The organism is Actinophytocola sp., assembly GCF_036378875.1.
GTDB lineage: Bacteria > Actinomycetota > Actinomycetes > Mycobacteriales > Pseudonocardiaceae > Actinophytocola.
The window spans coordinates 89,823-110,985 of the sequence record NZ_DASUVO010000022.1 but is presented as its reverse complement, the minus strand read 5'-3'; the positions used below and the strand labels follow the sequence as shown (position 1 = coordinate 110,985).

Below are 21,163 nucleotides of genomic sequence, written 5' to 3'. Positions count from 1 at the left end.
CCCAATCATGTCGAGGACTCCAACTCCGAGTCGAGGATGTGGATGAGCTCCTCGGCCGAGACCCCGTCCAGGTCCGCCTCGTCGCCGGTGCGGCGGCGCTCACTCCAGCCCGTGACCAGGGACCGCAGCCGTGCCGCGATCGTCGCGTGCTCCGCGTCGTCCGGATCCGCGGCGGCCAGGGCGGACTCCAACGCCGCCAGGTGGGAGTCCAGTTGGTCCGGCGGTGTCAGCCCGGTGCCGAGTCGCGCGGCGAGTGCCGAGGGCGACGGGTGGTCGAAGATCAGCGTGGCTGGCAGGCGCAGACCGGTGATGGCCACCAACCGGTTGCGGAACTCGATGGCGGTCAACGAGTCGAACCCCAGCTCCAGGAAGCCGCGCTCCGGGTCGATCGCTGCGGCGCCGTCATGACCGAGCACCGCCGCGGCGGTGGCACAGACCAGCTCCCGCAGTTCCCGGTCCCGTTCCTCCGGCGCCAGACCGACGAGCTTCGCCCACCGCTCGTCGGCGCGGTCGGTGTCCACCCGACGGCGGGTCACGCCGCGGGCCGGACCGACCAGTCCACGCAGCATCGCCGGCACATCCTCGGTCCCGTTCCGCAGCGGGGAAAGATCCAGCCGCACCGGCACGAGCGCCGGCTCTGGCATACCGAGTGCCGCGTCGAACAGGGCCAAACCCTCCGCGATGGACAGCCCGAGCACCCCGGAGCGAGCCATCCGCAGCAGGTCGGTCTCCGGGAGGTCACCGGACATGCCGCCATCGGCCCACAGCCCCCAGGCCAGCGAGACCGCCGGCAGTCCCTGGGCTCGGCGGTGCTGTGCCAGTGCGTCGAGGAACACGTTCGCCGCCGCGTAGTTCGCCTGCCCCGCGGCGCCGAGCGTGCCGCCGGCGGAGGCGAACAGCACGAACGCCGACAGCTCCCGGTCAGCGGTCAGCTCGTGCAGGTTCCATGCGGCGTCCACCTTGGGCCGCAGCACCGCGTCCATCCGCGACGGGGTCAGCGCGGACACGACACCGTCGTCCACAACCCCCGCGGTGTGCACGACCGCCGTCACGGGCTCCGCGTCGAGCAGCCGACGCAACGCGTCCCGGTCGGCGACGTCACACGCGGCCACGGTGATGTCCGCACCGAGCCCGGTCAGTTCAGCGATCAACTCGGCGGCCCCGGGCGCGGCCATGCCCCGCCGGCTGGTCAGCACCATGCGGCGCACCCCGTGCCCCGTCACCAGATGCCGCGCGATCACGGCGCCGAGAACGCCCGTGCCGCCCGTGACGAGCACGGTGCCGCCGGCGTCGAGCCGGGCGGGTTGCCGCGCGGTCACCGGGGCCAGCCGGGGCGCGAGCACACGTCCACTTCGGACAGCGAGTCCGGGCTCGTCGGCCCCAGCGACGGCGCGAACGGCGGCGGCCGGCACGTCAGGTCCGTCCACATCGAGCATCACCAGACGGCCGGGATACTCGATCTGCGCGGTGCGCACCAGCCCCCACACCGCGGCATGCTCCAGATCGAGCACGTCCTCATCCGGCCCGGTCGCCACCGCGCGGCGGGTGACCAACACCAGCCGACAGGAGGCGAACCGCTCGTCGGCCGTCCAGGACTGGATCAGCCCCAACACCCGGTTCACCGCGGCCCGCGCGGCCTTGTCCACAGCCCCACCCGCGGACACCCGTTCTTGTCGGTGCTGGCCGGTAAGCTGGAAATCGGGGGGCCCCCCGGCGCACGAGTGGGACTTTCGCTCGGGTTGGGCGGGTGAACCGTTCGCCGGTTGCCCATCGGGCGCCTGGAACTGTCGGTGCTCGCCGGTAGGCTGGATGTCGGGGGCCGGAGGCCGCCGGGCACACAGCAGGAACACGGTGCCCACCGGCGCGGCGGCCAGCGACTCGAGGTCGGCGTGGCGCCGGACCCGCACACCGCTGGCCTCGATCGCCGCAACCAACCCGACATCACCCGCAACCAGCCCGACATCACCCGCAACCAGCCCGACATCGCCGGCAACCAACCCAGCATCATCCGCGACCAGCCCGACATCGTCAGCGACCAGCACCGCGCACTCGGCGACCGGGCCCGCGCTGTCCGGTACCGGCACCCAATCGACGCGGTACAACGAGTCGAGGCCGGGTGCTTCAGAACCCACCGGCCGTAACGACAACGACTCCACCGAGATCACCGGTCGGCCCGCCGAATCGGTTGCCGTCAGCGACACCGCGTTTTCCCCTACGGGTGCGACCCGCACCCGTAGGCTCTGTGCGCCGGTGGCGTGCAACTCCAGCCCGGCCCACGCGAACGGCAGCACCGCCCGGTCGGCGATCGGCCCGGCCAGGCCGATCGTGTGCAGTGCGGAGTCGAACAGCGCGGGGTGCAGCCCGAACCGGTCCACGTCGGACTCCTCGACCGCCACGTCGGCGAAGATCTCCTCGCCGCGGGTCCACGCGCGGCGCAAACCACGGAACGCCACGCCGTAGTCGAAACCCTGTGCGGCCAGGTCCTCGTACCGGCCGGACACGTCGACCTCGGCCACACCCGCCGGTGGCCATTCCGCCGGCAGGTCGGCCGGCTCGTGCGCGGAGGAAAGCAAGCCGGTGGCGTGTCGGGTCCACTGCGCGTCGCCCACCCGCGAGTACATCGCGATCGGCCGGTGACCGGCGGGATCGGCCCCGCCAACCACGACCTGCGTGCTGACGTCGCCCTCCGCCGGCAGGACCAGCGGCGCTTCGAGCGTCAGCTCCTCGATCCGTCCACAGCCGACCTCGTCGCCCGCCCTCAGCGCCAGCTCCACGAAACCCGTGCCGGGAAACAGGATCGAGCCCCGCACCACGTGGTCGGCGAGCCACGGGTGCCGTCGCGGCGACAGTCGCCCGGTCAGCGTGACGCCGCCGGTGTCCGGGGCGGGCACCACCGCATCGAGCAGTGGATGATCCACACCGGTCGGGGTCGGCACGTCCATCCAGTACCGCCGACGCTGGAACGCGTACGTGGGCAGGTCGACGCGCCGGGCGCCGGCACAGACCGCGGCCCAGTCGACGTCCGCGCCGTGGACGTGAGCGTGCGCGACCGCCCGCGTGAACTCGGCGGACTCCTGGCGGTCCCGACGCAGGACCGGGACGGCCAGGGCGGGCGTGTCGCCGGCGAGGCATTCCTCCGCCATCGCGCACAGGACCCCGTCCGGGCCGAGCTCGAGGTACCGTCGAACGCCCGCCCGCTCCAGGAACCGGATGCCGTCGGCGAACCGCACCGCCGCCCGCGCGTGCCCCACCCAGTACTCCGGCGAGCACAGCTCCTCGGCCCGCGCACCAGTCACGGAGGACACCACGGCGAGCCGCGGTGCCGAGTAGGTCAGCCGTTCGGCCACGGCACGGAACTCGTCCAGCATGGGCGCCATGAGCGGGGAGTGGAACGCGTGCGAGACCCGTAGCCGGCGGGTTCGCCGACCCTGCTCGGTGAACGCCGCTTCCAGGTCGGTCACGGCCTCGACCGCGCCGGAGACCACCACCGCGCGTGGACCGTTGATCGCGGCTATGTCCACTGTGGACGTCAGAAGTGGACTTACCTCGTCCTCTGTGGCCTCGATGGCCACCATGGCCCCGCCGGCGGGCAACGCCTGCATCAACCGGCCCCGGGCCGCGACGAGGGCACACGCGTCGGCAAGCGACCAGACACCGGCCACGTGGGCGGCGGCCAGCTCACCGATCGAGTGGCCCATGACGTAATCCGGCCGCACGCCCCAGGACTCCAGCAATCGGAACAGGGCCATCTGCAGCGTGAACATGGCGGCCTGGGTGTAGCCCGTCTCGGCCAGCACCTCCGCATCCGCCCCGAACACCAGCTCTCGCAACGGGCGGTCCAGGTGCTGGTCGAACTCCGCGCAGGCCGCGTCGAATACCTGGGCGAACACCGGATGCTCGTCGTGCAGCTCCCGCCCCATGCCCGGCCGCTGGGCGCCCTGTCCGGTGAACAGGAACGCGGTCGACCCGCCACGGGCACTCCCCCGGACGACCGACGGCGACTCGCGCCCGTCGGCCAGGGCACGCAAGCCGCGCCGGATCTCGTCCAGGTCCGCGCCGAAGACAGCGGCGCGGTGCGGGAACAGTGATCTGGTGGTGGCCAGCGAGTAGCCGACGTCGTCGAGTCCGTGGTCATTCGAGTCCAGAAAGGACAGCAACCGCGCGGCCTGAGCCGGCAACGCGTCGGCATCGCGAGCGGACAGGATCCATGGCACCTTGCGGGATGGCTGTGATGGAGGGTCGGTGGAGGAGACCGCCGGTGCCTGCTCGACGATCACGTGCGCGTTGGTGCCGCTGATCCCGAACGAGGACACGCCACCCCGGCGCGGCCGATCACACTCCGGCCAGGACCGCTCCTCGGTCAGCAGCTCGACGGCGCCGGCCGACCAGTCCACCTGTGGCGTGGGTTCGTCCACGTGCAGTGTCTTCGGCACGACACCATGGCGGATCGCCTGCACCATCTTGATCACGCCCGCGACCCCGGCGGCGGCCTGGGTGTGGCCGAGGTTGGACTTGAGCGAGCCGAGCCACAGTGGACAGTCCGCGGGCCGTCCTTTCCCGTAGGTGGCCAGCAAGGCCTGTGCCTCGATCGGATCGCCGAGCGTGGTGCCCGTGCCGTGCCCCTCGACCACGTCGACGTCCGAGGTGGACAGATCGGCCGCGGACAGCGCCGAGAGGATCACGCGCTGCTGGGACGGTCCGTTCGGGACGGTCATGCCGCTGCTCGCGCCGTCGGAGTTCACCGCGGAGCCACGCACAACGGCGAGCACCTCGTGGCCGTTGCGCAGCGCGTCCGACAACCGCTCCAGCACGACGACTCCGGCACCCTCCGAACATCCGACACCGTCGGCGCCGGCGGCGAAGGCCTTGCACCGGCCGTCCGGGGCCAGCCCACGCTGCTCGCTGAAGTAGACGAACATGTCGGGCGCGGCCATCACCGTGACCCCGCCCGCCAGGGCGAGCGTGCACTCGTCGCGGCGCAGCGCGTGCGCGGCGAGGTGGATGGCCACCAGCGAGGACGAGCACGCGGTGTCCACCGTGATCGCCGGGCCTTCGAGCCCGAGGGTGTACGCGACCCGTCCCGAGACCAGGCTTCCATCGCTGGTGCCCGCGCCGTAGTCGTGGTACATCACGCCGGCGAACACCCCGGTTCGGCTGCCCCGCAACGAGCCGGGCACGATTCCGGCTCGTTCCAGCGCCTCCCAGGAGGTCTCGAGCAGCAGCCGCTGCTGCGGGTCCATTGTCAACGCCTCGCGTGGGCTGATCCCGAAGAACTCGGCGTCGAAGTCCGCCGCGTCGTGGAGGAAGCCGCCGTTGCGGGAGTAGCTCGTGCCGGGAGTGCCGGGTTCCGGCCGGTACAGCGCGTCGAGGTCCCAGCCGCGATCCACCGGGAACGTCGTGATCGCGTCGGTGCCCGCGCGGACCAGTCGCCACAGGCCCTCGGGTGAGGTGACTCCACCCGGGTAGCGGCAACCCATGCCCACGATGGCAACGGGTTCACCGCCACCTCCCGCGGCGAGCTGCTCGTTCTCGCGCCGTAGCCGCTCGTTCTCGAGCATCGACTGGCGCAGAGCGCTGACGATCTCGTCCGTGGACGGAACCCCGGTCACGCCGGCTCACCTCCTGTGTTGGATCGTCCGAGTGCGGCGCGGACCAGGTCCGCCACGCCCATGGTCTCGATCGCGGAACCGTCCGGGGCCGTGGCGGGATCCTCGTCGGGGAACAGTTCGGTCAGCAGGTGCCGGGCCAGCGGGACCGCGCTGGGGTAGTCGAAGATCAGCGTGGCCGGCAGTCGCAGGTCGGTGGCCGCGCCGAGCCGGTTGCGCAGTTCCAGTGCCGCCAGCGAGTCGAGCCCGAGGTCGGTGAAACCCTTCTCCGGGTCGACCGCGCCGGCGTCGTCGTAGCCGAGGACGGCGGCGGCGTGGCCGCGCACCAGTTCCAGCACCTCTCGCTCACGCTCCTCATGGGACAGTTCAGCGAGCCGGTCCGTCCACGTTGCCGGTTCCGCGGCGGTGGCCACCACCGTCCGCCGGGCGGGGGCCCGAACCAGCCCACGCAGCAAGGCTGGCGGCGCGGCGGGCGTCGCCCCGGACAGCAGCTTGATGGGCGCCAGCACGGGTTCCGGGGTTCGCATGGCCGCGTCGAACAGCGAAAGTCCTTCCGCGGCCGGCAGTTCCGCGATGCCCGAGCGACCGATCCAGTCCAGGTCGACCTGCCCGTCCGTGCCTGCCCACGGACCCCAGGCCAGCGACTTCGCTGGAAGGCCACGGGCGGATCGATAGGTGGCCAGTGCGTCGAGGAACACGTTCGCCGCGGCGTAGTTCGCCTGCCCCGCGGCGAGCACGAGACCACCGGCCGAGGAGTACAGCACGAACGCGGCGAGGTCGAGGCCGGCGGTCAGCTCGTGCAGGTGCCAGGCCGCGTCCACTTTGGCCCGCAACACGGTGTCGACCTGTGCCGGCGTCAGCGCATCCAGCACCGCGCTGTCCATCAGCCCGGCGGCGTGCACGACCGCGGTCAGCGGGTGTTCGGCGGGGATCGCGGCCAGCACGGCGGCCAGCGCGAACCGGTCGGCGACGTCGCAGGCGACGACCGACACCGACGCGCCCAGTTCGATCAGCTCCGCGCACAGCCGCGCGGCGCCCGGGGCGTCCATGCCCCGTCGGCTGGTGAGCAGCAGATGCCGCACACCGTGCTCGATCAGCAGGTGTCGGGCCAGCTGACCACCGAGCAGACCGGTGCCGCCGGTGATCAGCACGGTGCCGTCGGGCCTCCAGCGCACCGGTTCGTCCAATGTGGATGTCCGCGCCAGCCGTGGCAGCAGGATCTCGCCATCGCGAACCGCGGCTTCCGGTTCACCGGACGCGACCACCGAGGCGAGTGCCGGCAGTGACGGCGGACCGTCCACATCGACCAGTACCAGCCGCCCGGGGTGCTCCGCCTGCGCCGCGCGAACCAGCCCCCACACCGGGGCCTGCGTCAGCTCCGGTCCACCCGTCGTCAGCACGACCAGTGTGGCGCTCCTCGGTTCGGCCAGCCATTCGCGCAAGCGGGCCAGCGTGCCGTGGACGGCGTCGTGGACGGCCGACGGCACGCTGCCCGTGCCGGACGGGACCGGCAGGACCACCACGTCCGGTGTGGTCGCCAGCGCCGCCGGTATGTCCGCCTCGGACGGTACGGCCAGGCCGGGCAGCGCCGTGCCGAGCACGACCCACCCGGCCGGTGCGGGCATCGGAGTCGACTGTGGACCTGGCTGCCAGTCGATCCGCAGCAGCGACTCCGGTGCCCCCGCGCCGAGTTGCCCGGCGGACACCGGTCGGGTCACGAGTGAGTCGACGAACGCCACCGGTGCGCCCGTGCTGTCGGCGAGGGCGAGCCGGACGGTGTTGTCGCCGGCGGCCGGCCGGGCCCACACCCGCAGCGCGGCCGCCCCGGTGGCGAACAGCGACACGCGGTTCCAGGCGAACGGGATCGTGGTCTCGGTGATCGCCTTCGGTCCGCCGTCCACCAGGAAGTCCATGGCGCCGAGCGCCGAGTCGAGCAGCGCGGGGTGCAGTCCGAAGGCGTCCGCGACGGTCGGCTCGGGCAGCGCGACCTCGGCGAACACCTCGTCGCCGCGTCGCCACACGGCCCGCAGGCACTGGAATGTGGGGCCGTAGCCGTAGCCGTTCTCGGCGAGGTCGTCGTAGACCCCGGTGAGGTCGACGGGGTGCGCGCCCTCAGGCGGCCATGCCCGCAGCTCGACCGGTGTCACCTGCGCGTCCCGGAGGAGTGTGCCCCCGGCGTGCAATGTCCAGGCACCGCTTGCCTCGGCCGGGCGGGAGTACACCGCCAGGTTTCGACGTCCCGACTCGTCCGGGCCGAGCACCACCCGGACGCTGACGCCACCCTTCTCGGGCAGCACGAGCGGAGCGTGCTGGGTCAGCTCTTCGACCACGGCGCACCCGACCTGGTCCCCGGCACGCACGGCCAGCTCGACGAACGCGGTGCCGGGCAACAGGGTCGTGCCCATGATCCGGTGCTCGGCCAACCACGGCTGCCGTTCGAGGGACAGCGCGCCGGTCAGCACGACGCCGCCGGTGTCCGGCAGTTCGACCGCCGCGCCGAGCAGCGGGTGCCCGACCGCGTCCATTCCGGCCGCGGTCACGTCACCCGTAGAGCGGGTGGCGTCGAGCCAGTAGGTCTTGCGCTGGAAGGCATACGTCGGCAGGTCGACCCGGCGGGCGCCGCGACCGGCGAAGAGCGCCGGCCAGTCGACGGGCACGCCGAGCACGTGCAGTTCGGCCACAGAGGACAACAGCGAGCGGACCTCTTCCCTGCCCCGCCGCAGTGTCGGGACCACCGTGACGGTGTCCGCGGACCCGTCCACGCACTCGCGGGCCATGCCGGACAGCACGGAATCCGGTCCCAGCTCGATCATCCGGGTCACGCCGGCCAGGACCAGCGAGCGCACGGCGTCGGCGAACCGCACCGTGCGGCGGACGTGCTCGACCCAGTACTCGGCGCTGTACTCGGTGATCGGCTTGCCGGTCAGGTTGGACACCACCGGGATCTCGGGCCGGCGGTACGACACGGACTCCGCGACCGCCCGGAACTGGGCCAGCATCGGCTCCATCAACACCGAGTGGAACGCATGTGACACCCGCAACCGCTTCGACTTCTCGAAACGACCGGCCACTGCCACCACCGCGTCCTCGACCCCGGAGACGACCACGGACGCGGGTCCGTTCACCGCCGCCAGATCCACACCGTCGCCCAGCAGCGGCGACACCTCGTCCTCGCCGGCCGCGATCGCCACCATCGCCCCACCCGGCGGCAACGCCTGCATCAACCGGCCTCGTGCGACCACCAACCGGGCAGCGTCCGCCAGCGAGAACACACCGGCGACGTGCGCCGCGACCAGCTCACCGATCGAATGGCCTGCGACATAGTTCGGTGCGACACCCCATGACTCCAGCAACCGGAACAACGCCACCTCGACCGCGAACAACCCGGCCTGCGTGAACACGGTCTGGTCGACCGAATCGTTGTCCAGCGCGGCACGCAGGGGCGCCTCGAGATGCTCGTCCAGCGCGTCGCAGATCTCGTCGAAAGCGCGCGCGAACTCCGGGAACGCCGCGCACAGCTCGGCACCCATGCCAACCCGCTGGGAACCCTGACCGGAGAACAGGAACGCGGTCAGCCCACCGGCACGCGACACGCCGCGCACCACCGACCCGCCGGCGTCACCGGTGGCGAGCCCCGACAGGGCCCGCACGGCCGACTCCCAGTCGGCGGCCAGGACCACCGCGCGGTGGTCGAGCGCCGCACGGCCGGTCGCCAGCGAGTACCCGACGTCGAGCAGGCCGACGGACTCGAGCCGCGTGGCCAGGTGCCCGGCCTGGGCCCGCAACGCGTCCGCGTTGCTCGCCCCGATCGGCAGCGGCACGAGGGAAAGCGGCGGTAGGGTGGCCGGCTTCGCCGGTGGCTCGGCCGGCGCCTCCTCGATGATCATGTGTGCGTTGGTGCCGCTGATGCCGAACGAGGACACGCCCGCCCGGCGTGGCCGGCCGTTGGCGACCCATGGCCGTGGCTCGGTCAGCAGCTCCACCGCGCCGGTCGACCAGTCCACGTGCGGCGAGGGCGCGTCCACGTGCAGCGTCCTGGGCAGCAACCCGTTGCGCAGCGCCATGATCACCTTGATCACCGCGGCGGCGCCGCCGGCGGCCTGCGCGTGGCCGATGTTCGACTTCACCGAGCCGAGCAGCAGCGGCCGCTCCCGCTCCTGCCCGTAGGTGGCCAACAACGCCTGCGCCTCGATCGGGTCACCGAGCCGGGTGCCGGAGCCATGCGCCTCCACGGCGTCCACATCGGACGCGCGCAGGCCCGCCGAGGCCAGTGCCGCGTGGATCACCCGCTCCTGGGACGGGCCGTTCGGCGCGGTGAGGCCGTTGGACGCGCCGTCCTGGTTGACCGCGCTGCCCCGCACGACGGCCAGCACCTCGTGGCCGTTGCGGCGTGCGTCGGACAGCCGTTCGAGCAACAGAAGGCCGGCGCCCTCCGCCCAGCCGACCCCGTTGGCCGCCGAGGAGAAGGACTTGCAGCGGCCGTCCGGGGCGAGCACGCCCTGCCGGCTGGAGTCCACGAACAGGTCCGTCTGGGACAGCACCGTCACCCCGCCGGCGAGTGCCAGGGAGCACTCGCCGTTGCGCAGTGCCTGCGTGGCCAGGTGCAGGGTGACCAGCGACGAGGAACACGCCGTGTCCACCGTCATGGACGGGCCTTCCAGTCCGAGGACGTAGGAGACGCGGCCGGAGACCACGGCGCCGGAGCTGCCGTTCGGGAGGTAGGCGGCCACGTCGGCCGGCGCGTCGTGCAGCCGGCTGCCGTAGTCGTCGTACATCACCCCGGCGAACACCCCGGTGGGGCTGCCACGCAGTGAGGTGGGGTCGATCCCGGCGCGTTCGATCGCCTCCCAGGCCACCTCCAGCAGCAGCCGTTGCTGCGGGTCCATGGCCAACGCCTCGCGTGGCCCGATCCCGAAGAAGGCGGGGTCGAACTCGGCGGCCCGGTGCAGGAACCCGCCCTCGCGGGCGTAGGTCCTGCCGCGCTTGCCGGGTTCCGGATCGTAGATGGCGGCCACGTCCCAGCCGCGGTTCGTCGGGAACTCCGTGACCGCGTCGACCTCGTCGACGAGTAGCCGCCACAGGTCCTCGGGTGAGGAGACCCCACCGGGGTAGCGGCAGCCGATACCGACGATCGCGACCGGTTCGTCCCTGGACACGGCCACTGTGGACGATCGGGCGGTGACCGTGGCGCCGAGCAGCTTGCCCTTGACGAAGTCGGCGACCGCGCGGGCGGTCGGGTGGTCGAACACGAGCGTGGCCGGCAGCGCGACCCCGGTCGCCGAGGACAACAGGTTGCGTAGCTCCACCGCGGCCAGCGAGTCGAACCCGAGCTCCTTGAACGCCTTCCCGCCATCCACTTCGGACGCAGTGGCGTAGCCGAGCACGGTGGCGACGTGCGCGCACACCAGCTCCACCAGCATCCGGTCGCGCTCGGCCTCGGCCAGTCCTTCCAGTTGCCGCGCCAACGGCACCGCCGCGGCGACCGGGGCCGCGGCGGCCACCCGCCGCGGCGACGCCGGCGCGAAACCACGCAGGAGTGCCGGAAGCTCGTCCGCGCGATCGCGCAGCGCCGTCACGTTCAGCGGCAGCGGCGCGATCACGGCGGCATCGGCACGCAGTGCCGCGTCCAGCAGCGCCAGGCCCTGCGCCGCGGTCACCGCCGGCATGCCGAGCCGGTCCATTCGCCGCAGGTCGGCCTCGCTCAGCTCGCCGCCGAGACCGGTGTTCTCCGCCCACAGCCCCCAGGCAAGGGACGTCGCCGGCAGGCCCCGCGCCCGGCGGTGTTCGGCCAGGGCGTCCAGGAACGCGTTGGCGGCCGCGTAGTTCGCCTGCCCGGCCGCGAGCACCATGCCCCCGGCGGAGGAGAACATGACGAACGCGGCGAGGTCGAGATCGGCGGTCAGCTCGTGCAGGTGCCAGGCGGCGTCCGCCTTGGGCGCCAGCACCGCGTCCAACTGCCCGGCGGTGAGCGATTCGACGACCCCGCTGTCGGCGACTCCGGCCGCGTGCACCACCGCGCTCGGCGGGTGCTCGGCGAGTACGGCGGCCAGCGCGTCCCGGTCGGACACATCGCAGGCGACCACGTGCACGACCGCGCCGAGTGCGGCCAGCTCGTCGCGCAGCGCCGCGGCGCCCGGCGCGTCGAGACCCCGCCGGCTGGTCAGCACCAGCTCGCGGGCGCCGTGCGCGGTCACCAGGTGGCGGGCCAGCAGGGCGCCGAGGCCGCCGGTGCCGCCGGTGATCAGCACTGTTCCGATGCCCCATGGCGCATCCACAGGCTGCGTTCTCGTTCTGACGAGCCGAGGGACGGTCACGGTCGAACCGTGGACGGCGACCTCCGGTTCGCCCGACGCCAGCGCGGCGGCGACCGCGGCATCGTCGGCGTCGACGGTGTCCAACAGCACGAACCGGCCGGGATGTTCGGCCTGCGCCGCACGCATCAGGCCCCAGACCGCGCCCTGCACCGGATCGGTGGTGGCTCCGCTGGTGCGTACGGCCAGCCGTGCGGACCGTTCGCCCGCCAACCACGTCTGTATCTCGGCCAGTACGGCGGCGGTCACGTCGTGCGCCGCGGCCGGCATGTTCGCTGTCGGTTGAGGACAGTCGAACACGACCGTCTCTGGCGCTGCGGCCGTGGTGGGCGCCGTGAGTGGTTGCCAGTCCACTCGGAACAGCGGTTCGTCCTCGGTGTCGAGCTGTCCCTCCGCGACCGGGCGGGAGACCAGGGAGGAGACGAACGCGACCGGGTTGCCTTCGGCGTCGGCCACCTCGATCTCCGACACCTCCTCGCCGGTCAGTGTCGCGATCCGCACCCGCACCGCGGCGGCCCCGACCGCGTGCAGCGAGACCCCGGTCCACACGAACGGCAGCAACGTCTCACCGCCACCGTCGAGGAGGTCGGCATGCATGGCCGCGTCCAGCAGCGCCGGGTGCAGGCCGAACCCGGCCGCCGACTCCGCGATCCCCGGTGGCAGTGCCACCTCGGCGAACACCTCGTTCCCGCGCCGCCACGCAGCCCGCAGCCCCTGGAAGGCCGGGCCGTAGCCGTAGCCGCGACCGAGCAGCTCCGGGTAAGCACCGGACACGTCGATCTCGTCGGCGCCCGGCGGCGGCCACTGGGCGAGGCCGGCCCGCTCCGGCTGTCGCCAGGCGGTCAGCGTGCCGGTGGCATGCCGGGTCCACGGTCCTTCCGCGTCCTCGGCACGCGAGTAGACCGACAGCGGGCGCCGATCGCCGTCCGCCGCGCCGACGACCACCTGCAGTGCGACCGCGCCCCGCGCCGGCAACACCAGCGGAGCCTGCAGGGTCAGTTCCTCGATCCCCGGACACCCCACCTCGTCGCCGGCACGCAGCGCCAGCTCGACGAAGCCGGTGCCGGGCAACAGGATGACGTCCCGCACCACGTGATCCGCCAGCCACGGCTGGGTTTCCACGGACAGCCGGCCGGTCAGCACCACCGAGTCCGAGCCGGGCAGCGGCACGACCGCGCCGAGCATCGGGTGCCGGGCGGCCACCTGGCCGACCCCTGCGACGTCACCGGACGGCGTGGCGTCCAGCCAGAACCGCCTGTGCTGGAAGGGATAGGTGGGCAGGTCCAGGTGCGTGGTGCCGGCGCCGAGCAGGGCCGGCCAGTCCACCGGCACGCCACGCACGTGCAGCCGGCCGAGGGCGGACAGCACCTCGGGCAGCTCCTCGTGGTCTCGCCGGCAGCTCGCGGCGAACACGACGTCCTCGTCGGGCCCGGCGCACTCCGCGCCCATCGCGGACAACACGCGATCCGGTCCGATCTCCAGGAACGTGGTCACCTCGTCGTTGATCATCCGCCGCACGGCGTCCCCGAACCGGACGCAGGCGCGGACGTGTCGTACCCAGTACTCGGCCGAGCACAGCTCGCCCGCGTCGGCGTCCTCACCGGTCACAGTGGACACGACCGGTATCCGCGGCGGGTGGAACTCGAGTCCGGCCGCGATCTCGGCGAACTCGGCCAGCATCGGCTCCATCAGCGGCGAGTGGAACGCGTGCGACACCCGCAACCGCCGGGTCCGGGCGAACCGGGCGGCGACCGCGAGCACCGCGTCCTCGTCGCCGGAGACCACCACCGACTCCGGACCGTTCACCGCGGCGATGTCCACACGCCCGTCCAACAACGGCCTAACCTCGTCCGCGCCGGCCGAGATGGCCACCATGGCCCCGCCCGCCGGCAGTGCCCGCATCAGCCGGCCCCGCGCCGCGACCAGCCGTGCCGCGTCCGCCAGTGAGAACACGCCGGCCACATGCGCGGCGGCCAGTTCGCCGACCGAGTGGCCGGCCAGGACGTCCGGTGTGACACCCCACGACTCGAACAGCCGGAACAGCGCCACCTCGAACGCGAACAACGCGGTCTGGGTGTACGCGGTCTCGTCGAGCGCGTCGCCGTCGATCACCGGACGCAGTGGACGGTCGAGATGCTTGTCCAGCTCCGCGCACACCTCGGCGAAAGCCTGCTCGAACACCGGGAACATGGCGGCAAGCTCGCGTCCCATGCCCACCCGCTGCGCGCCCTGCCCCGAGAACAGGAAGGCGAGCCTGCCTTCGCGCGTCACGCCGGTGACGGCGCCCGGCCCGCCGGCCACGACCGCGTCGAGACCACGACGCAGCTCGCCGGCGTTCCCGGCGACCACGACCGCCCGGTGCTCCAGCGCCGCCCGCGTGGTGGCCAGTGCCCGTGCGAGATCGCCCAGCGGGGCCTCATCCTCCACGAAGGAGCGGAGATTGGCGGCCTGGTCGCGTAACGCGGCGCCGGTGCGTCCGGAAAGGACGAACGGCAGTGCGTGCCGCACCTCCTCGGCGATCTCCCCGGCGGTCTGTTCGGGCGCCTCCTCCAGGATGACGTGCGCGTTGGTGCCGCTGATGCCGAAGGAGGACACACCGGCGCGACGTGGCCGGCCGTCCGGTGCCCAGTCCCGTGGCTCGGTCAACAGCTCGACCGCGCCGGCCGACCAGTCCACGTGCGGCGAGGGCCGGTCGACGTGGAGCGTGCGCGGCAGCACGCCGTTGCGCATCGCCAGCACCATCTTGATGATGCCCGCGACCCCGGCGGCGGCCTGGGTGTGGCCGATGTTGGACTTGACCGAGCCGAGCAGCAGCGGGCTTTCCCGGTTCTGCCCGTACGTGTCGATCAGGGCCCGTGCCTCGATCGGGTCGCCGAGCGTGGTGCCCGTGCCGTGCGCCTCGACGGCGTCCACCTCGGACGCCTCGAGGCCGGCCGAGCCCAGCGCCGCCCGGATGACCCGTTGCTGCGCCAGGCCGTTCGGCGCGGTGAGGCCGTTGCTCGCCCCATCGTGGTTGACCGAGGACCCACGCACGACGGCCAGCACCCGGTGCCCGTTGCGCCGGGCGTCGGACAGCCGCTCCACCAGCAACATGCCGACGCCCTCGCCCCAGCCGGTGCCGTCGGCGGCCGCGGCGAACGACTTGCACCGCCCGTCCGCGGCCAGCCCGCGCTGTCGGCTGAAGTCGACGAACGTGTCCGGTGTGGACATCACGGTCACGCCACCGGCCAGCGCGAGCGAGCACTCACCGCGGCGCAGTGCCTGGATGGCCCAGTGCAGCGCGACCAGAGAGGAGGAACACGCGGTGTCCACAGTGACCGTCGGCCCCTCCAGACCCAGCGCGTAGGACACCCGGCCGGAGACGACACTGGCGAGGCTGCCGTTGCCGAGGTAGCCGGCCAGCTCCTCCGGCACCGTCCCGAGACGGGTGGCCCAGTCGTGGTACATCACGCCGGCGAACACGCCGGTGCGGCTTCCCCGTAGGGAAAGCGGGTCGATGCCGGCACGCTCGACGGCCTCCCACGAGATCTCCAGGAGCAGCCGCTGCTGCGGGTCCATGGCCTGCGCCTCGCGCGGGCTGATCTCGAACATGTCCGGGTCGAACTCCGCGGCCTCGTGCAGGAAGCCCCCCTCCTTGACGTAGCTGCGGCCCGGCGTGCCCGGCTCGGGATCGTAGATCCGCGCGACGTCCCAGCCGCGGTCGGTCGGGAACGCGCTGACGGCGTCGACGCCCTCGGCGACCAGTCGCCACAGCTCCTCGGGCGAGTCGACCCCGCCTGGATAGCGACAGCTCATCCCGATGATCGCGATGGGCTCGTCGTCCAGCACCCGTGCCGGCGCGGCCTCGGTGACCGCCGACTCCTTTCCAGCCAGCTGCTGGAGGAGGTGATCGGCCAGCGCTTTCGGGTTGGGGTGGTCGAAGATCACGGTGGCCGGCAGGCGCAGGCCGGTCACGGAGTCGAGCAGGTTGCGTAGCTCGACCGCGGCCAGCGAGTCGAACCCCAGCTCACTGAACGCGCGGCGCGGGCTGATCGCGTCGCGGCCGTCGTGCCCGAGAACCGCGGCCACGTGCGTGCGCACCAGGTCCAGCACGACCCGGTCACGTTCAGCCGGCCCGAGCGCCGCCAGCTGGTAGCCAAGGGACTCGTCGACGACGGCGGTGCGTGCCACGCGTGGTGCACGACCGGTGGGCACCAGATCCCGGAGCAGTGCGGGCACCCCGTCCGCGCGGGAGCGCAGCGCGGCGCGGTCCACCCGGACCGGGACCACGGTGGCGTGCCCGGCACCCAGCGCGGCGTCGAGCGCGACGAGGTTCTCCTCGACCGACAGTGGCGCGAGGCCGAGCCGGTCGATCCGCCGCAACCCCCTGGCGTCGAGGCGGTCCCCCATACCCGCCGCCCACAGTCCCCAGGCCACGGAGACCGCCGGCAGGCCAAGGGACGCGCGGTATCCGGCCAGCGCGTCGAGGAACACGTTCGCGGCCGTGTAGTTGCCCTGCCCGGCACCGTCCACGATGCCGGCGGCCGAGGAGAACAACACGAACGCGGACAGGTCGAGTCCCCTGGTCAGCTCGTGCAGTGCCCACGCGCCGTCCACTTTGGCCGCGAACACGGTGTCGACCCGTTCCGGGGTGAGCGATTCGATCGTCCCGTCGTCGAGTGCGCCGGCCGCGTGCACGACACCCGTCAACGGGTGGTCGGCGGGCACACCGTCGAGGACCGCGGCCAGCGCCGTGCGGTCGGCGACGTCGCAGGCGACGACCCGCGCGTCGGCGCCCGCCGCGCGTAGCTCGGTCATCAGTTCGCCCGCGCCGGGGGTTTGCGGGCCGCGCCGGCTCACGAGCAGCAGGCGCCGAACCCCGTGCACGGCGACGAGGTGACGGGCCACGTGCGCGCCGACTCCGCCGGTGCCCCCGGTGATCAGCACGGTGCCGCCGGCCGGCCAGCGCGGCTCCTCGTCGGGGGTGTCGAGCCGGACAAGGCGCGGCGCCAGTACGGCTCCGGCGGCCACGCGTAGCTCCGGTTCCGCGGAGGCCAACGCGGTGGTGAGTGCCTCGTGAGTCAGTCCGTGCTCGTCGACGTCGACGAGCACGATCCGGTCCGGGTGTTCGGCCTGCGCCGAGCGGACCAGGCCGCGCACCGGAGCCGCCGCGAGCCCGTCGTGGGTGGTCGCCGCCACGGAGCCGTGCGTGAGCACGACCAGGCGCGAGGCGGCGAACCGGTCATCGGCGAGGAAGCGTTGGACGACTTCGAGCGCCCGGTGCGTGAGCCGCCGTGCGGCGGAGGTGACCCCGTCCCCGTCGGCAGTCATGCACACGAGGACGGCGTCCGGCACCTCGGCCAGTGCGTCCAGTTCCCGACAGGTCGGGACGTCCGTCGAAAGTCCGATGTGGACGGGATCCGCGCCGATCACCGCTACGCGGGCCGGGCCCGAGGTGGCCGCCACGGGCACCCACGAGGTCCGGTACAGGGGCTCCGTTGTCGCGAGTGTCCCGGTCGGCACGGGACGAGAACGGAAGGCCTGCACCATCGCCACCGGATCGCCTCCGGCGTCGGCCAGCGTCAGCGACACACCCCCGTCGGGCAGCGAGGAGATCCGCACCCGGAGCGCGGTCGCGCCGTGTGCGTACACCGAGACTCCGGTCCATGCGAACGGGAGCCGGATCTCGTCGGGCTCGCGCGCCTCGCCGGCGGCGAAGTCGGTGGCATGCAGGACCGCGTCGAGCAGCGCCGGGTGCAGGCCGAACCCGTCCGCCTCCCCGGGCAGCGCCACCTCGGCGTAGACGTCCCCGTCGCGGCGCCACACCCGGCGCAGGCCGCGGAAGGCCTCGCCGTAGTGGTATCCCTGGGCGGCCAGCTCCGGGTAGAAGTCCTCTGTGGGCAGGAGCGTCGCGCCACGCGGCGGCCACTCCCGCAACCCGGTCGGCTCGGCAACCGGGTCGGGGGCCAGCGTGCCGGTGGCGTGCCGGGTCCAGCCGGTCTCGTGGTCGGGACGGGAGTGGAACTCGATGGTGCGGTGGCCGTCCTCGGCTTCCGGCCCGACGACGACCTGCAGCACCGCCTCACCGGTGTCCAGGAGGACCAGCGGCGCGTGCAGGGTCAGCTCGGCCAGCCGCGCGCAGTCCACCATGTCCGCGGCGTGCACGGCCATGTCCACGAACGCGGTCGCGGGCAGCACCATCGCGCCGGCGATCACGTGGTCGGCGAGCCAGGGGTGGGAGCGGATCGACAACCGGCCGGTCAGCACGAGGCCGCCGTCGCCGGCGAGGTCGATCGCCGCGGTCAGGAGCGGGTGGTCCGCCGCGACCTGGCCCGACCGGGCGGCACCGGCCTGACCGTCCTGACCGGACAGCCAGAAGTGCCTGCGCTGGAAGGGGTAGGTGGGGAGATCGACACGTCGGGCACCGCGCCCGGCGAAGAAGGACGGCCAGTCGACCGCGACCCCGCGCGTGTATGCCGTGCCCAGCGCGGAAACCAGCGAGGTCTCCTCGGCGTGCCCGCCACGCAACGTGGGCACGAAGGTGACGTCATCGTGTGGGAGGCAGTCCCGTGCCAGACCGGACAGCACCGGGTCCGGGCCGAGTTCGAGGCAGGTGTTGACGCCTGTCCCGGTCAGCGACCGGACGCCGTCGGCGAACCGGACGGTCTCGCGCACCTGACGCACCCAGTAGTCCGGCGAGCAGAGTTCCGCCGCGGTGGCCGGCGCGCCGGTCACCGTCGACACGACCGGGATCTGCGGCGGCGCGTAGTCCACCGCGGTCAGGATCCGGCCGAACTCCGCCAGCATCGGCTCCATCGACGCCGAGTGGAACGCGTGTGACACGCGAAGCCGCGTGACCTTGTACCCGGCGGACTCCAGCCGGCCAACGGTCTCGTCGACCGCGTCCCGGGCACCGGAGATCACCACCGCCGCCGGCCCGTTGACCGCCGCGATGTTCACCGCGTCTCCCAGCAGCGGGTGGACCTCGTCCTCCCGCGCGGCCACGGCGGCCATGGCACCACCGTCCGGCAGCGCCTGCATCAGGCGGCCGCGTGCGGCGACCACCAGGCACGCGTCGGCCAGCGACCACACGCCCGCGACGTGGGCGGCCACCAGCTCGCCGACGGAATGTCCCAACAGGACGTCCGGGGTGACGCCCCAGGACTCCAGCAGCCGGTACAGCGCGACCTCGACCGCGAACAACGCGCACTGGGCGTACGCGGTGCGGTTCAGCTCGGCCTCGTCGGCACCGAAGAGCACGTCCCGCAGCGGCCTGTCCAGCTGCAGGTCCAGGTGGTCCACGGCGTCGTCGAACGCCCGAGCGAACACCGGGAACGCCTGGTACAGCTCGCGCCCGACGCCCAGCCGCTGTGAGCCCTGGCCGGTGAACAGCATGGCCAGGCCACCCGGTGCGACCGGATCCGCGGTGCCCTGTTCCGCGACGGTGGCCAGCCCACGCGCGGCCTCCGCGACATCCGCGGCCACCACGACCGCTCGTCGCGGCAACGCGGCCCTGGTCGTCGCGAGGGAGTACGCCAGGTCCGCCAGTGTCACCCCACTGTCCACAACCGACCGCAGGTTGGCCGCCTGTGCTCGCAGCGCCGCGTCGTCACGCGCGGAGATCGCCAGCGGCACGGCGTCGGCACGCACCGACTCCTCGTCCGGCGCGGTCGCCACCGCCTCGGCCTGCTCGATGATCAGGTGTGCGTTGGTGCCGCTGACCCCGAACGAGGAGACGCCGGCCCGCCGGGGCCGTTCCGCCGGCCATTCCCGGGCCTCCGTCAGCAGCTCGACCACGCCGGACGTCCAGTCCACCCTCGGGGTCGGACTGTCCACATGCAACGTACGGGGCAACCGGCCATGGCGCATGGCCATCACCATCTTGATGACACCGGCAGCGCCGGCCGCTGCCTGGGTGTGACCGATGTTCGACTTCACCGAACCCAGCCACAGCGGGCTCTCCCGGTCCTGTCCGTAGGCGGCCAGCAGTGCCGTCGCCTCGATGGGATCGCCGAGCCGGGTGCCGGTGCCGTGCGCCTCCACCGCGTCGACCTCGTCCGGGGACAGGCGCGCGTCCGCCAGCGCGGCACGGATCACCCGCTGCTGCGCCGGACCGTTCGGGGCGGTCAGGCCGTTGGAGGCGCCGTCCGAGTTGATCGCCGTGCCGCGGATGACGGCCAGCACGCGGTGCCCGTCACGCAACGCGTCGGACAGGCGGGCCAGCACGAACACCCCGACACCCTCGGCGAACCCGGTGCCGTCCGCGGCGGCGGCGAACGCCTTGCACCGGCCGTCCTCGGCGAGCCCACGCTGCCGGCTGAACGCGGTGAACGTGCCGGGGCCGCCCATGACGGCAACCCCGCCGGCCAGCGCGAGTGTGCACTCGCCCCGGCGCAGGGCCTGCACGGCGAGGTGCAGTGCCACCAGTGAGCCGGAGCACGCGGTGTCGACGGTGAGCGTAGGCCCCTGCAGCCCATAGACATAGGCGATGCGGCCGGACACGACGCTCGGCGCGTTCCCGGTCAGCAGATAGCCGTCCAACCCGTCCGGCGCGTCGTGCAGCCGTGGACCGTACTCCTGTGCCTCCGCGCCGATGAACACGCCGGTTCTGGTACCGCGCAACGAGGTGGGGTCGATCGCGGCCCGTTCCAGCGCTTCCCATGACGTCTCCAGCACCAGCCGCTGCTGCGGGTCCATCGCGGTCGCTTCTCGAGGGGAGATGCCGAAGAAGTCCGCGTCGAACCGTCCCGCGTCGCGCAGGAAGCCGCCCACGCGCACGTAGCTCGTGCCCGGGTTGTCCGGGTCCGGGTCGAACAAGCCGTCCAGGTCCCAGCCCCGGTCGGTCGGGAAACCGTCGATCGTGTGCCGCTCGTCGGCCACCAGCTGCCACAGGTCCTCCGGTGAGGTGACGCCCCCCGGGTACCGGCAGCCGATGCCCAGGATCGCCACCGGTTCGTCGTCCGCCCGGGACACCTCCACCTGCTCGTCCGGTGCCGCCCCCTGGCTCAGGTACCGGGCCAGCGCGGACGGCGTCGGGTGGTCGAACGCGACGGTGACCGGGAGGTCCATGCCGGTCCTGACGCTGAGGGCGGCGTGGAGAGCCACCGCGGCAAGGGAGTCGATGCCCAGGTCCTTGAAGGACCGGTCCGGGTCGATCGTGGTGGGCGCGTCGGCATGAACGGACCGCAGTATCTCGACGGTCTGGGCGCGCACGAGTTCCAGGTAGCGGTCGTTCATGTGGTTGCCTTCTGTGTCGTCTACTTCGCG

At 72.8% G+C, this 21,163-nt stretch carries 1 protein-coding gene and 1 pseudogene; both read right to left on the bottom strand.

Annotated features, from left to right (window positions below):
• Positions 1–5 precede the first annotated feature (5 nt).
• A complete protein-coding gene (locus VF106_RS06460) occupies positions 6–5,609 on the bottom strand; it encodes a type I polyketide synthase (protein ID WP_330838644.1) in 5,604 nt (1,867 codons plus the stop codon).
• A pseudogene (locus VF106_RS06455) lies at positions 5,606–21,118 on the bottom strand (SDR family NAD(P)-dependent oxidoreductase); the annotation flags it as partial. The pseudogene VF106_RS06455 and the gene VF106_RS06460, both read right to left, overlap by 4 nt.
• Positions 21,119–21,163 lie beyond the last annotated feature (45 nt).